11 protein-coding genes are annotated in these 12809 nt (G+C 67.4%); 3 read left to right on the top strand and 8 right to left on the bottom strand.

The genetic code is table 11. The annotated features are described in order from the left end of the window. Position 1: 1 nt before the first annotated feature. From BM115_RS03130 to BM115_RS03115, 4 genes are all read right to left on the bottom strand, one after another. Complete coding sequence (locus BM115_RS03130) at positions 2-1243, bottom strand: SAM-dependent methyltransferase (RefSeq protein WP_092290472.1); 1242 nt, start codon at positions 1241-1243, stop codon at positions 2-4. Positions 1244-1391: 148 nt separating this feature from the next. Continuing rightward, entirely contained in the window at positions 1392-2030 is a 639-nt protein-coding gene (gene pdxH / locus BM115_RS03125; RefSeq protein WP_092290875.1) for a pyridoxamine 5'-phosphate oxidase, read from the bottom strand. 93 nt (positions 2031-2123) lie between these two features. After that, positions 2124-3320 carry an MFS transporter gene (locus BM115_RS03120; protein ID WP_092290470.1) on the bottom strand — a complete coding sequence of 399 codons (1197 nt, stop codon included), beginning with the start codon at positions 3318-3320 and terminating at the stop codon, positions 2124-2126. A gap of 321 nt (positions 3321-3641) precedes the next feature. Then, the gene (locus BM115_RS03115; RefSeq protein ID WP_092290467.1) at positions 3642-5966 is read right to left on the bottom strand and encodes an AsmA family protein; all 2325 of its coding nucleotides are present in this window, start codon (positions 5964-5966) and stop codon (positions 3642-3644) included. 237 nt (positions 5967-6203) lie between these two features. Between BM115_RS03115 and BM115_RS03110 the strand changes: the two genes are divergently transcribed. Further along, entirely contained in the window at positions 6204-7088 is an 885-nt protein-coding gene (locus BM115_RS03110; protein WP_092290465.1) for a tRNA threonylcarbamoyladenosine dehydratase, read from the top strand. A 24-nt stretch (positions 7089-7112) separates the two neighbouring features. On the opposite strand, the gene BM115_RS03105 is transcribed toward BM115_RS03110, so the two are convergent. After that, positions 7113-7691, bottom strand: coding sequence for a P-loop nucleotide/nucleoside kinase family protein (locus BM115_RS03105; protein WP_092290463.1), 579 nt, complete (start codon positions 7689-7691; stop codon positions 7113-7115). Positions 7692-7845: 154 nt separating this feature from the next. Here BM115_RS03105 and BM115_RS03100 point away from each other — a divergent pair, with 154 nt between their 5' ends. Further along, a complete protein-coding gene (locus tag BM115_RS03100; RefSeq protein ID WP_092290461.1) occupies positions 7846-8304 on the top strand; it encodes a bacteriohemerythrin in 459 nt (152 codons plus the stop codon). Positions 8305-8322: 18 nt separating this feature from the next. On the opposite strand, the gene trxA is transcribed toward BM115_RS03100, so the two are convergent. Continuing rightward, complete coding sequence (gene trxA, locus BM115_RS03095; protein ID WP_092290459.1) at positions 8323-9168, bottom strand: thioredoxin; 846 nt, start codon at positions 9166-9168, stop codon at positions 8323-8325. 191 nt (positions 9169-9359) lie between these two features. Between trxA and BM115_RS03090 the strand changes: the two genes are divergently transcribed. Beyond that, on the top strand, positions 9360-11057 hold the full coding sequence (locus tag BM115_RS03090; RefSeq protein ID WP_092290457.1) for a long-chain fatty acid--CoA ligase: 1698 nt from the start codon (positions 9360-9362) through the stop codon (positions 11055-11057). 12 nt (positions 11058-11069) lie between these two features. Here BM115_RS03090 and BM115_RS03085 read toward each other — a convergent pair whose 3' ends face one another. Both BM115_RS03085 and BM115_RS03080 read right to left on the bottom strand, forming a co-directional pair. Further along, entirely contained in the window at positions 11070-11882 is an 813-nt protein-coding gene (locus BM115_RS03085; protein ID WP_092290455.1) for an ankyrin repeat domain-containing protein, read from the bottom strand. Positions 11883-11910: 28 nt separating this feature from the next. Next, complete coding sequence (locus BM115_RS03080; RefSeq protein ID WP_092290452.1) at positions 11911-12705, bottom strand: gamma-glutamylcyclotransferase; 795 nt, start codon at positions 12703-12705, stop codon at positions 11911-11913. Positions 12706-12809: the final 104 nt, after the last annotated feature.

Raw genomic sequence — 12809 nt, 5'->3', positions numbered from 1 at the left:
TTCAGACGGCATTGCCGATCGTGGCGTCATAGATATAGCGTCGCGACCAAGGCAGGGTGTCGGCCGGGCGGCGCGCCTTGTGGCACACCACCTGGTAGATCGACATCTGGTCGGTCGTGAACGCGTGGGCGGTACCGGCCAGGTAGATGCGCCAGATGCGGTATTTCTTCTCGCCGACCATCTTCCGGATCGTCTCGCCGTTGGCCTCGAAGTTGTTGGCCCAGTGGAACAGCGTCTGGGCGTAGTGCCGGCGCAGCAATTCTAGGTCGAAGCCCTCGAGCCCGCCCTGCTGCAGGGTCTGGAGCACCATGCCGATGTGCGGCAGCTCCCCCTGCGGGAACACGTAGCGATCCATGAAGCCCGAGCCGTCCATCGGCACCTCGCCGCTGTGCGGGTCGGTGGAGGTGATGCCGTGGTTCATGGCCACGCCGTCGTCCGCCAGCAAGTCGCGAATGCGGCCGAAATAGGCCGGCAGGTTGGCCTTGCCCACGTGCTCGAACATGCCGACGCTGGTAATGCGGTCGAACTTGCCGGCGGTGTCGCGGTAGTCCTGGAGGCGGATCTCGATGCGGTCAGACAGCCCCGCGGCGCGTACACGCTCGGTGGCGAGGTCGAACTGGTTCTGCGAGAGCGTGATGCCCACGCAGCGCGCGCCGAACTTCTGCGCGGCGCGCAGCACCAGCGCGCCCCAGCCGCAGCCGATATCAAGCAGGGTCTGGTCCGGCTGGAGCCGGATCTTGGTCAGGATGTGGTCGATCTTCTTCAGCTGCGCGGTGGCGAGGTCTTCATTGCCGTGCTCGAAGTACGCGCACGAATAGACCATGTTCGGATCGAGCCAGAGGCGGTAGAAGTCGTTCGAGACGTCGTAGTGATACTGGATCGACGCCTGGTCTTCCTGCTTGGTATGGGTGAAGTGCTCGGCCACACGGGCGAGGGCGCCGCCGGCACTGCGCGCGGCTGCGGCGGAGAAGCCGAAGGCGACGTTGATGATGTCGGCCAGGCGGCCTTCGAGGTCGATCTTCTCCTGGACATACGCCTCGCCGAGGTTGTCCAGGCTGGGTACCAGCAGCAGCGGCAGGGCGGTGGCCTCGCGTACCGTCAGGGTGACGTCGGGCTTCTCGAAATGGCCGAGCGGGTACTCTTTGCCATTCCAGAGCCGGAGCTTCACCGGCAGGTTGGCGTGCTCGCGCACGTCGGCGATCCAGCTGTCGAGCTGCTTGTCCAGGGCTTGTTTGAAAAACATGCGGCTTCCTCCCGAATTGGTTGCGGCACACCTCTCGTACGACCCTAAAACTTTACGCCAAAAGTTTGGATTGTGCAGTGCGCGTCCCCGGACGCCGCTGTCTGCCGCGTACTTGTCTGAACAGGCAGACAAGTACGCGGCGCGGGATTCAGGGCGACAGCCGCACGATATTCCAGCTGCCGTCGTCTTGCTTGCGATAGCCGATGCGGTCGTGCAGGCGCGACGGGCGGCCCTGCCAGAACTCGATCCAGGTGGGCGCCACGCGATAGCCGCCCCAGTGCGCAGGGCGCGGCGGGTTCTCGCCGAACTTGCTGCGGAAGTCGGCCTCGCGGGCTTCGAGCACGTCGCGGCCGGGCACCTCGCGGCTTTGCTCGGACGCCCACGCGCCCAGCCGGGAGCCAAGCGGGCGCGAGGCGTAATACGCGTCGCTCTCGGCCTCATCCACCTTTTCCACGATGCCTTCCACGCGCACCTGCCGCTCGAGCTGTACCCAGTGGAACAGCAGCGCCGCGCGCGGATTGGCCTGCAGGTCGAGCCCCTTGCGGCTCTCGTAGTTGGTGAAGAACGTGAAGCCGTTGGCGTCCATGCCCTTCAACAGCACGATGCGCGCGGACGGCTGGCCGTCGGCGTGAACCGTGGCGAGCGTCATGGCATTCGGCTCGGGCAGCTTGGCCTGGAGCGCCTCGTCGAACCAGGTCTGGAACTGGCGGATCGGGTCGGCGGCCACGTCGGATTCGGAAAGCGCGCTCAGCATGTAGTTGCGGCGCAGGTCGGCTAGTTGGGTCATGTCGCGATCACGAAGGAAGATGCACTTCGAGTATAGCGAATGCGCCGCGCAGCGCATTTGCGGTGTCGCAAATCGCCGCGCTTGTTTTAAGCTTTATTCGATCTCCGCCACCCGCGGCTTGCGGGACTGGTTGCGGGAGTAATAGCCCGCCATGCCCATCGCGCCCGCCATCGAGAGGAAGATCGGCAACATGCCGAGCGCCGTGCCGACCACACCGAAGGTCAGCGGCCACACCACCTGGCTGGTGTTGAGCACGGCCGAGCGCAGCCCAAGGGCCTCCCCGGCGCGGCCCGAGGGCGAGGCGGTATGGAGGATGTTCATCACATTGGGCTGTGCGCTGCCGAGCGCGAGGCCCAGCACGAAGGCCAGCCCGCACATCAGCCAGAATTCGGCGACGAAGGGGTAGACGAGGTAGGCCATGGCGCCCACCATTAGCGCGGTCCGAATGATCTTCCATTCAGACAAATGGCGCGATACCAGCGGCATGGCAATGCGGATGGCCAGCGTGGCGAGGGCGAACGCGCCGAGCACCCAGCCGATGGACGACGGCGACAGGCCGATGCGCGAGCCCTGGATCGGGATCAGGAACGCGTGCAGGTCCCACGCGGCCGAGAGCACCGCGCTGGCGATAAACACCGCGCGCAGTTCGGGATGCTGGAGCAGGTCCAGCGTGGAGCGGCGGCTGCCGTCCTCCACCGCGATCCGCCCGGCGTTGCCGCCCGTGGCCGGCAGGCGCGGCCGCACGTACTGGAGCCCGGCCTGGCCGAGCAGCGCCACCACCACCAGCACGCAGAACGCGGGCCGGAAGCCAGCGTGTTCGATGACATAACCCATCACCACCGGGCCGAGCGTGCCGGACACGGACAGCCCGAGCGCGTGATAGGTGTAGTTGCGCAGCCGCGTGTCGGGCGTGGAGACCTGCCCGATCAACAACTGCATGGCCACCTGGACCAGCATGAAGCCGACGCCGATCAGCGCGCACGCGACGTAGAGCGCGCCGATTTCCGGCCAGATCGCCGGCAGCAGCGTGCCGCCCACCACCATCAGCGAGCCCGCCGTCATCGGCAGGCGTGGGCCGATCTCGTCGATACGGCGCCCGGCGCGGATCGCCAGGAACATCGGCAGCAGCGCATAGAGCGCCATCAGCATGCCGAGCGTGACCGTGGAGGCTTTGAGCGAGATTGCAAACAGGGAAACGACGACGCGACTGGCGTTGAACGCCACGTGATTGCACACCGTCAGGGCGATCAGCCAGCTGATCGGCGGAACGGCGGCGTGAGGCAACGTCATGGGACGGGGCAGGTAGGGGGGAACTGCGTGGATCGCGCCGCCGGCAAGGTCTCCGTCCGGGTCGAAAAGTGCGCGAGAAAAAATAAGTGCGGCCGTGGCCGCACCTCACAAGGGCACCGTCACCGGACTGGAACCGGCAGCGACGACCGATGCATGCCATTCTGTTCAATGCTTTGCTTGTAAATGGCCGTTTAATTATGCGACCGTCCCGGGTCCGGACACAATGGTCATGTGGGGGGAAGTGCAAATCCGCAACACCCGGGGCCGATAGATACGGATCGGATGTTGCGGATTTCGTCGAATGACGAGGTGAGGAGGGCCTTATCCGCCCTGATAAAGCTGCGCGTCGTTGGACGGCTGCATCGGCTTCTGCTGGACCGATGGCGTGGGCTTGCGCGGCTCGGTCGGCGCCGGGCCCGGCTGGCCCTGCGCGGCGGCCGACTTCGACGGCGACTCGGGAATCGCCGGGCCGGCGGCCTGCTTGCCGGCGCCGCCGGTGGCCGGGTCCTGATAGCTCTTGCCCGGCGGTGGGGCGGTCGGGCGCTTCTTCAGCTCGGCCAGCAGGCGGGCGCACTGGCTTTCGTCGCCGCCGGGTGAGAGGTCCAGCAGGGGCACCACCAGCGCCACCGGCGCGGTCAGCGCCAGCGCCAGCGCGCCGCCCGCCCGCAGGGCCAGCACGGCGATGTTCGGGCTCACCGTTGGGTTCTTGAACGTGCCGCCCACATACAGCGGCGACCGCAGCGAGATGATCCGCAAGCCCTTGGAATCGGGATGGATGGTCAACGCCAGCCGCTCCTCGCCGAAGTCGATCGCGCCATCGGTGGTGATCACGGCGTCCTGGGTGTCGAGCACGAAGGTGCGGGCCCGGGCGATGCCGTCCTTGACCGCGAAGTCGCTCACGCCGCAGTTGATCTGCACGGGTTTGTCGCCGAACAGCTTGGAAACCACCACGCTGCCCACGTTCAGGCCGATGGCCTCCAGGATGAACTTGCTGACCGTGCCGTTTTCCACCAGCAGCTTGGCCTCGCCGTTCGACGAACCCATCAGCGCGGCGACCGAGTTGCCGGTGCCGGACAGCTTGGCGCTGCCATTCACCTCACCAACGCTGGCGCGCATCGAGTCCGCCTTCGGGAACAGTTGCTTGAGCTTCAGGTGGCGCGCGGTCATGTCGACCATGGCGCCCATCGGCTCGCGCTTGCCGTCCAGCCGGATCGTGGAGACGAGGTTGCCGCCGGCCACGCCGAAGTTGAGCGGGTCGAGCAGCAGCACGCCATCGGTCAGCCTCAGGTGGGTCTTCAGGTCGGTGATCGGCAGGTCTTCGTCGCGGACGATGCGCTTGCCGGTGAACGTCACGTCGGCGTCGATCTCATCCCAGCGCTCGGTGCGGAACGGCGCCACCGGCAGCGCCTTGTTGGCTGGCTGCTTGACCGGGCTCTCGGAGGCAGCCTGGCCGGGCTTGGCATCGGCGCCGATCAGCGGCGCGAGGTCGGCGAACAGCAGTTGCTTGGACACCAGCTCGCCAGACAGCAGCGGGCGCGGCGAGCGCTGGGCGAAGGTGAGCGTACCGCCCAGGTCGCTGCCGCCGACCTTGCCGGTGAAGTCCCGATACGTATAGGACGACGCCCCTTTCTTGAGCGTGGCCACAAGCCGGCCGCGCGTTTCATACGGTGGGGTGGAGGGCAGCACGATGCCGGTCAGCGCGTAGAGCTTGGCCATGTTGTCGCCGGACAGCATCAGGTTGACGTCGAGCGCGCCCAGGTGGGCCGGGTTGGTCAGCGTGCCTTCGATGACCGCGCGGGTGGCGCCCACGCGCACATCGGCCTGCACGGGATAGGGGGTGTTGACGTCGCGCAGGCTCAGTACCGTGCCGGCCTTGCCGCTGGCGTTGATGGTGGCCTGGTTGTAATGCCCGACTGCCTTCCAGCGGATGCCGTAGCGGCTGTCGGGCGCGGTGTCCTTGGTGTCTTTGGTGTCCTTCGCGTCCTTGCTGTCCTTGGCGATGGGGGCCGAGGCATCGACGGCCGATGCATCGGTCGGCGGCACCAGCGCGCCATCGCGGGCCTTGTCGTAGAGCGCCTGGTCGCCCACGGTGTCCAGCGTGGCCTGCATGTCGATCTTCTCGGCGGCATCGGCCAGTGCCAGATTGCCGCGCTGCAGCACGACCTCGCCAATATCGAGTTCCCAGCTCGACTTGCCGGTCTTGGGCCCGGTGTCGAAGGTCCAGTTGTTGCGCTTGTCGGCCAGCCGCTCGAGCCAGACGGCCGGGCTGTCCACGACGATGGTCGGCACGGCGATCTGGTGCGCCAGCAGCGGCAGCGGGCGCAGTATGAAGATGACCTCCCGCACGGTGGCCATATTGGGCGCTTTGGCCCAGTCGGGGTTGCCCACGGTAATGTCCCGGGCCGACAGACGCGGCCACGGCACCAGCGTGCGCCAGCCGGCCTCGCCCTGCGCGCGCTTCCAGGTGACGACGAGGTCGCCATTGATCGCAAACGGGCGGCCGATAGCCAGCGACACCTTGTCGTTGAGCCAGGGCTTGAGACGATTCCAATCGAAAGTCAGGATGACGATGACCAGGATCGCAATCAGGGCGAGCGGGGTGAACACGCTCCAGAGAATGATTTTTTGTCGGCGCGAGGCGGGCATGAGGTCGGACTCCTGTTGGCGCGCAGGGCCGGGCCGGCGTGGATAAGCCTGGCCTGCCATGCGGCGGATCAACCACTGCACATCCAATTTTAGGGGAGCGCGCCGCGCCGGCTTGTCGGCCTTGCGCTGACATTGCGGTCGCCGGACCGCCGATTTTTGGCGCCAGCCGGGCCGGCCGGGGTGACATAAAATAGCGAAATTCGCGATTTTTCCGCTTTGCGCGCTCCTCCCCCTGTCATGACCATTGCCGAGCTTTCCGGGCTGCCCGAGCCCCTGACCCACGAGACCCCCGAGGACGACGACTACCACCGGCGTTTCGGCGGCGTGGCGCGGCTATACGGGCCGGATGGCATGGCCCGGCTGGAGGCGGCCAGCGTCTGCGTGATCGGCATCGGCGGCGTGGGCAGCTGGGCGGCCGAGGCGCTGGCGCGCAACGCCGTGGGCCGCATCACGCTGATCGACCTCGACCACATCGCCCCGTCGAACACCAACCGCCAGATCCATGCGCTGGGCGATGCCTATGGCCGCGCCAAGGTGGAGGCGATGGGCGAGCGCATCGTGGCGATCAACCCGCGCTGCCGCGTCTCGCAGATCGACGATTTCGTGACTGAGGAGAACGTGGCCGAACTGCTGAGCGGCTTCGACTACGTGATCGACGCCATCGACGCCGTGAAGATCAAGACCGCCATCCTCGGCTGGACGCGGGGGTCGGGGCGTGGCGCGCGCATCCTCACGTGCGGCGGGGCAGGCGGGCAGCTCGATCCCACGCGGGTGCGGCTCGAGGATCTTTCCCGGACCGTGCAGGACCCGCTGCTGGCTAAGGTGCGCGGCAACCTGCGCCGCCAGCACGGCTTCCCGCGCAACCCGAAGCGGAAGTTCGGCATCCTGGCCGTGTATTCGGACGAGCCGGTGCGCTATCCGGAGCCTGAGCAGCAGGCTTGCGAGATCGACGAGGCCCCGCCCGCGCCGCGCGAGGCCCCGCAAGGGCTGGCCTGCGCCGGGTATGGCTCGTCGGTGGCGGTGACGGCGGTGTTCGGCTTCGTGGCGGCGTCGGCCGTGATCGGCGCGATTGTGGCCGGCAACGATGCCCGGCCGGCGACCGACGCAGCGGACGAGGATTGAGGACTGAGGATTGAGCGCTGAGCGCTAGCTCGCCAGGGTGCGCAGCAAGCCGTCCAGTGCGGCGGCGTCCGGGGCCAGGTTGTCGAAGAAGATCAGTTCGGGATACTCGGCGGGGTCCGGCATGAAGCGGCGTGTCCGATACGCCTCCCAGTGGGTGAGCTTGTAAGCATCGTTGGGATTACCGCGCCGGACGATGCGCGCGTGCGCCTCGTCCTCGGGCAGGTGCACCCAGACCACCTCCGTGCGCGTGCCGGCCGGCATGTGCAGCCAATCCGGATCGGTCAACTGGTGGGCGCGCACCTCGCGCGAGAGCGGCCCCACCACCAGCACGCTGATGCCGAGCATCAGGTTCTCGCGCGCGGTGTCGAGCAGGCCCTGGTATTCGGGGTCGCGCAGGTTATCCAGATAGGCTGGGCTGTCGCGGTCGTTCGGGTCGCCGGTGATGGCGCCCATCGCCGCCGCGCTGTAGCGCCCATAGAGCGTGTCCTTGTCGAGGATGCAGAACGGCTCGCCGGTGGCCTGCATCAGCGGGCCGATCAGCTTGTGGGACAGCGAGGTCTTGCCGGTGCCGGCGTGGCCGCAGAAGAAAATCAGTCTTGGCATGGCGGGAAGGGGCGCGTCGGCCACAGCGGGGGTGCGAACGGCAAGGATACCCCGCATCGGTCCGATAACGACTTGTAGATTTGCGGAAAATCAGATCGACGCGGCGGGAAATCGGTATCCTTGCCGCGTTACCGACTTGCTCCTTGCCCGCCACATGTCCGCCGCCGCACTCGACACGCAAGATCCCTATCAAGGACTGTCGTCCGAGGGCCTGCCCGAAGCGCTACGCCTCGGGGAGCCCGTGACCGACGCCACCCACGCCGAATTCCTCCAATTGCTCGATGCGGCCGCCCGCGCCGACGACGCCGGCTTCCTGGAAGCCTATGACGCGTGGATCGACCATACGCGCCATCACTTCGCGCAGGAAGAACAGTGGATGGAGGCGATGGGCTTCGGCCCGCGCCATTGCCATGCGGGCGAGCACCAGCAGGTGCTGGCCGTTGCGCAGGCCGTGCGCGACAAGGTGGCGGAGGAGGGGGTGGTGAGCCTGGGACGCCGGCTCGTGGGTGAGCTGTCCGGCTGGTTCGACCAGCACGTGAAGTCGATGGACGCCATGATGGTCGAACACATGCAGGCCAACGGCTTCACGCTGATCGAAGGCCCCCAGGACTGAAGCCAGGGGGCTCCTAGCTCAATTCAGCGCCGCGCTAAGCTGGCGGCGCCAGCGCGAGACCACGTCGGGCCGGCCGGCAAGCAGGTCGAACACCGACAGCATGGTCTTGCGTCCGATGTCTTCCTCGAAGCCGCGGTCGCGGCGCACGATTTCCAGCAGTTGTTCCAAGGCGGGCTCGTACTCGCGGCGCGCGATCAGCGCGTTCGCCAGGTCGAGCTTCGCGCCCAGATCGGCCGGATTGGCCTGCACGCGGGCGATCAGCGCGGAGGCGTCGGGCAGGTCGTCCACGTGCCGCAGCGCCTCCAACTGAGTCTGCACGGCGGCGTAGCCTTCTTCCTGCGGGGCGCGCGGCGATAGCCGGGAGAACTCGGCCTCGGCGGCGTCGACCTCGTTGTGATCGAGCAGGAAGCTGGTATAGGCCAGCCGTGCATCGTCGGCGCCCGGATCGAAGGCCAGCGCGGCCTGGAAGGCGGCGCGCGCCCCCTCGGCATCGCCAGCGGCCACCAGTTCGCGGGCCTCGTGCAGCGCCTGCTCGCCCGGGTTCGGGGTCAGGCGGTCCAGGAATTCACGCAGGCCCGACTCCGGCAGCACGCCGACGAACTGGTCTACGGCCTGCCCATCGGCAATCGCCACCACATGGGGAATGCTGCGCACGCCGAAGTGCGCGGCCAGCTCCTGGTTCTCGTCCACATTGACCTTGGCGAGCTTCCACTTGCCGCCGGATTCGGCTTCCAACTTCTCCAGCATCGGTCCGAGCGTGCGGCATGGGCCACACCAGGGCGCCCAGAAATCGACCAGCACGGGCACCTGCCGCGACAGTTCGATCACATCGGCCTCGAAATTCTGCAGGGTGACGTCGCTCATGTTCTGCCTTTCGGAATGGTGGAGGCCGGATAGCGGCCGGACCTCCCTATTGTGAGGGCGAAGCCGCGGAAAGCAACCTTTGGCCGACCCCGATCGGGAAAACCTCCGCTTGAAAATAGAACGGTCGTTCAGTTATATTGCCCCTCTGTTGACGAAACCAAAAAGCCGGTCGCAAAGACCCAGGAGACAAGATGACCACCACGCCCGCGCGCCCGCATTTCCAGTTCTGGCCGAAGCGTCTGCCCACGCAGATCGTGCTGCCCGAGACCTCGCTCTGGTACAACCTCGAAGTCTCCGCGCACCGCTACGCCGAGAAGCCGGCGATCCGCTACTTCGGCAATGCCATCACGTTCCGCACGCTGGAGGCGCAGGCCACGGCGCTGGCGGGCTGGCTCCAGCAGAAGGCCGGCGTGAAGAAGGGCGACCGCGTGCTGCTGTATATGCAGAACTGCCCGCAGTTCATCGTCAGCTACTACGCGATCCTGCGTGCCGACGCGGTGGTGGTGCCCGTCAACCCGATGAACCGTGCCGAGGAGTTCAAGCACTACGTGAGCGATGGCCAGGCGCGCGTGGCGATCTGCACGGCAGATCTCGCCGCCGGCGTGGCCCAGGCCAACGCCGAACTGCCGGCCGACCAGCAGCTCCAGCACGTGCTGGCCACGCAGTACGCGGACGCGCTGCCGGCCTCCTACGAACATCCCGAAGACGCGCCGCCCGCGTGGATCACCGCCGAGCATCCGCTGCCGGCAGGTGCCACGCCGTGGGCCGAGGCGCTCGGCGCCGGCCTGCAGCCGGGCCCGCACGCCGCCGGCCCGGACGACATGGCCGTGATGCCCTACACCTCGGGCACCACGGGCTTCCCCAAGGGCTGCATCCACACCCATCGCTCGGTCATGCATAACGTGATTGGCGGCGGCACGTGGTCGGGCAGTGGCGCGGAATCGGTGATCCTGTCGGTCCTGCCGCTGTTCCACGTGACCGGCATGCAGTACGGCATGAACGGGCCGATCTACAGCGGCGCCACCGTGGTCATGCTGCCGCGCTGGGACCGCGAAGTGGCCGGCCGCCTGATCTCGCGCTACCAGGTCACGCACTGGACCAACATCCCGACCATGGTGATCGACTTCCTGGGCAGCCCGAACCTGGCCGCCTTCGACATGACCAGCCTGCGCTACATCGGCGGCGGCGGCGCGGCCATGCCGCAGGCGGTGGCCGAGCGGCTCAAGGAACAGTTCGGCCTCAGCTACCTGGAGGGCTATGGCCTCTCCGAGACCATGGCGCCGACGCACAGCAACCCGGCCGAACGCGCCAAGCTCCAGTGCCTGGGCGTGCCGACCTTCAACACCGAGGCACGCGTGATCGACCCCGTCACGCTGCAGGAACTGCCGCCGAACGAAGTGGGCGAGATCATCGTGCGCGGCCCGCAGGTCTTCAAGGGTTACTGGGGCAAGCCCGATGCCACGCGCGACGCCTTCATCGAGTTCGAAGGCCGGACCTGGTTCCGCACCGGCGACCTGGGCCGCATGGACGATGACGGCTACTTCTTCATCACCGACCGCCTCAAGCGCATGATCAACGCGTCCGGCTTCAAGGTCTGGCCGGCCGAGGTGGAAAACCTGCTCTACAAGCATCCGGCCGTGCAGGAGGCGTGCATCATCGGCACGCGCGACGCCTATCGCGGCGAGACCGTGAAGGCCGTAGTGGTGCTGCGCACCGCCGCCAAGGGAAATACCACGCCGGAAGACATCATCGAATGGGCGAAGGAGAACATGGCCGCGTACAAGTATCCGCGCGTGGTCGAGTTCGTCGATGCATTGCCGAAGTCCGGCACCGGCAAGGTGATGTGGCGCCAGCTGCAGGAGAGCGAGAACGCGCGCACCGGCGCGTAATTCGCCTGCCGATCAGTGCCCGCGGGCGCGCATCAGCATCCTGACCATGGTCTTGTAGCCGCGCTCGCGGGCATGGCGGGTGGGCGTGACGCCTTCACGGTCGGCGAGGTTGGCGTCCGCGCCCGCATCGAGCAGCAGTTGCACCACTTCCTCGTAGCGCGCGCTGCCGTCGCCGAGCACCACGGCCTCGAGCAGCGCAGTCCAGCCGAGCTGGTTCACGTGGTCCACGCTGAGCCCGGCCTTCAGTAGCAATTTCACGATTTCGACATTGCCGTGCTGGCTCGCGGCGATCAGCGCCGTGCCGTCGTAGCGGTCGGTGCTGCGCGGGTCGGCGCCGTGTGACAGCGCCAGCCGCAAAATGTCGATCTGTCCCGTGGCAGCCGCCACCAGGAACGGGCTGTTCGACTCCCCATCCTTGCGATTCACATCGGCGCCGGCCATGATCAGCGTGCGCGCCACCTCGTTGCGCCGCATGTAGACGGCGGCCAGCAGCGCGCTGCGGCCGCGTTCGTCCACGGCCTGCATCGACGCCCCGGCAGCGAGTAGCCGATTGACGAGTTCCGAGTCGCCAATGCTGGCGGCGGTGATCAGGTTGCGGTCCAGCGCGGCCATGCCATCGCTGCGCGGTGGCAGGGCGGGGGAATCGACCGGACGCGGCGAGCGCGGCCCCTGCGCGAGCATGGAGCCGTTGCCGATGCCAGTCAGGGTGCGCGCCAGCGTCTGGCCGCCCTGGCCGGCGAGCAGGCCGCCGCCCATCAACAATCCCAACAACCCGAGCATTTCGGCGATGGCCTGGCGGCGGGGGCGGGTCTGGGAGCGCGTCATGGGGAGGGCGGCGAGGGCGCTGGGTGGCTCAGACGGTTTCGTGCGGCGCGTCGGCGGCGGCGATGCCGTCCGTGCCGTCGGCCTGCATGACGGGCGGCCGGTGGCGGTGCGGGTCGTCCCCGGCCGGGTGCGCGGCATCGGCGACGTCGCTGTCCTGCAGCAGGCGCCAGAGGCGGCCCAGGTAAGGATCGTCCACGCCGTTGGTGGCCAGGCCCAGCAGCGTCTGCTGGAGATATTCGCGCGCCGGGCCGTACAGGCCGCAGGCGTGGCGCAGGCAGTCCACCACGCGGTTATCGGGCAGGCGGCCCGCGTAGGCGGGATGTTCGCGGTTCATCACAAAGGCCAGCGCGCGGGCCTCCGGGGCGTCCGGGTCATTGTCGAGTTTCACGCGCAGCCAGCGCGGATGATAGGCGCCGGTCAGCATCTCGCGGCGCCAGAGCACGCGGAATTCCTGCTCGATCACATGGGCCGGGATGCGGAACACCATGCCGGTGCAGCAGCCGCCCCGGTCCAGGCCGAGCACGAGTCCGGGGTTGTCCCAGGTGCCGCGATTGATCCGGGAATAGAGGTAGAAGCCGCGATGGTAGCCATGCACGGTGGCCAGGCGCCGGTCCGTGTGGACCACCATCGGATTCCAGATCAGCGAGCCGTAGCCGAACAGCCAGACATCGCCGTGCATGGCATCGCCGTCAGGCCGGGCGGCCAGCGTGTCATGGAGCGATTGCTCGATATCGGCCTCAGGCAGCAGCGAGGACGCGACCGGGGTGCTGCACAGCGATGCGCGCAGCCTGTCCGCTTCGAGGTCCTGTCTGGTGATGGCCATGGATGCAAGGATAATCCAAAGCGTATTGATCCGTCGCAAGGAAGCCACAGACGGGGAGTGGGGTGTGTGTCACAGGCAACGGTTTGCCATGCGCCCGCCGGGCC

Source organism: Cupriavidus sp. OV096 (genome assembly GCF_900115455.1).
Taxonomy (GTDB): Bacteria; Pseudomonadota; Gammaproteobacteria; order Burkholderiales; family Burkholderiaceae; genus Cupriavidus.
Note: the sequence above shows the minus strand (reverse complement) of the source record. Positions and strands in the feature narration are given on the sequence as shown.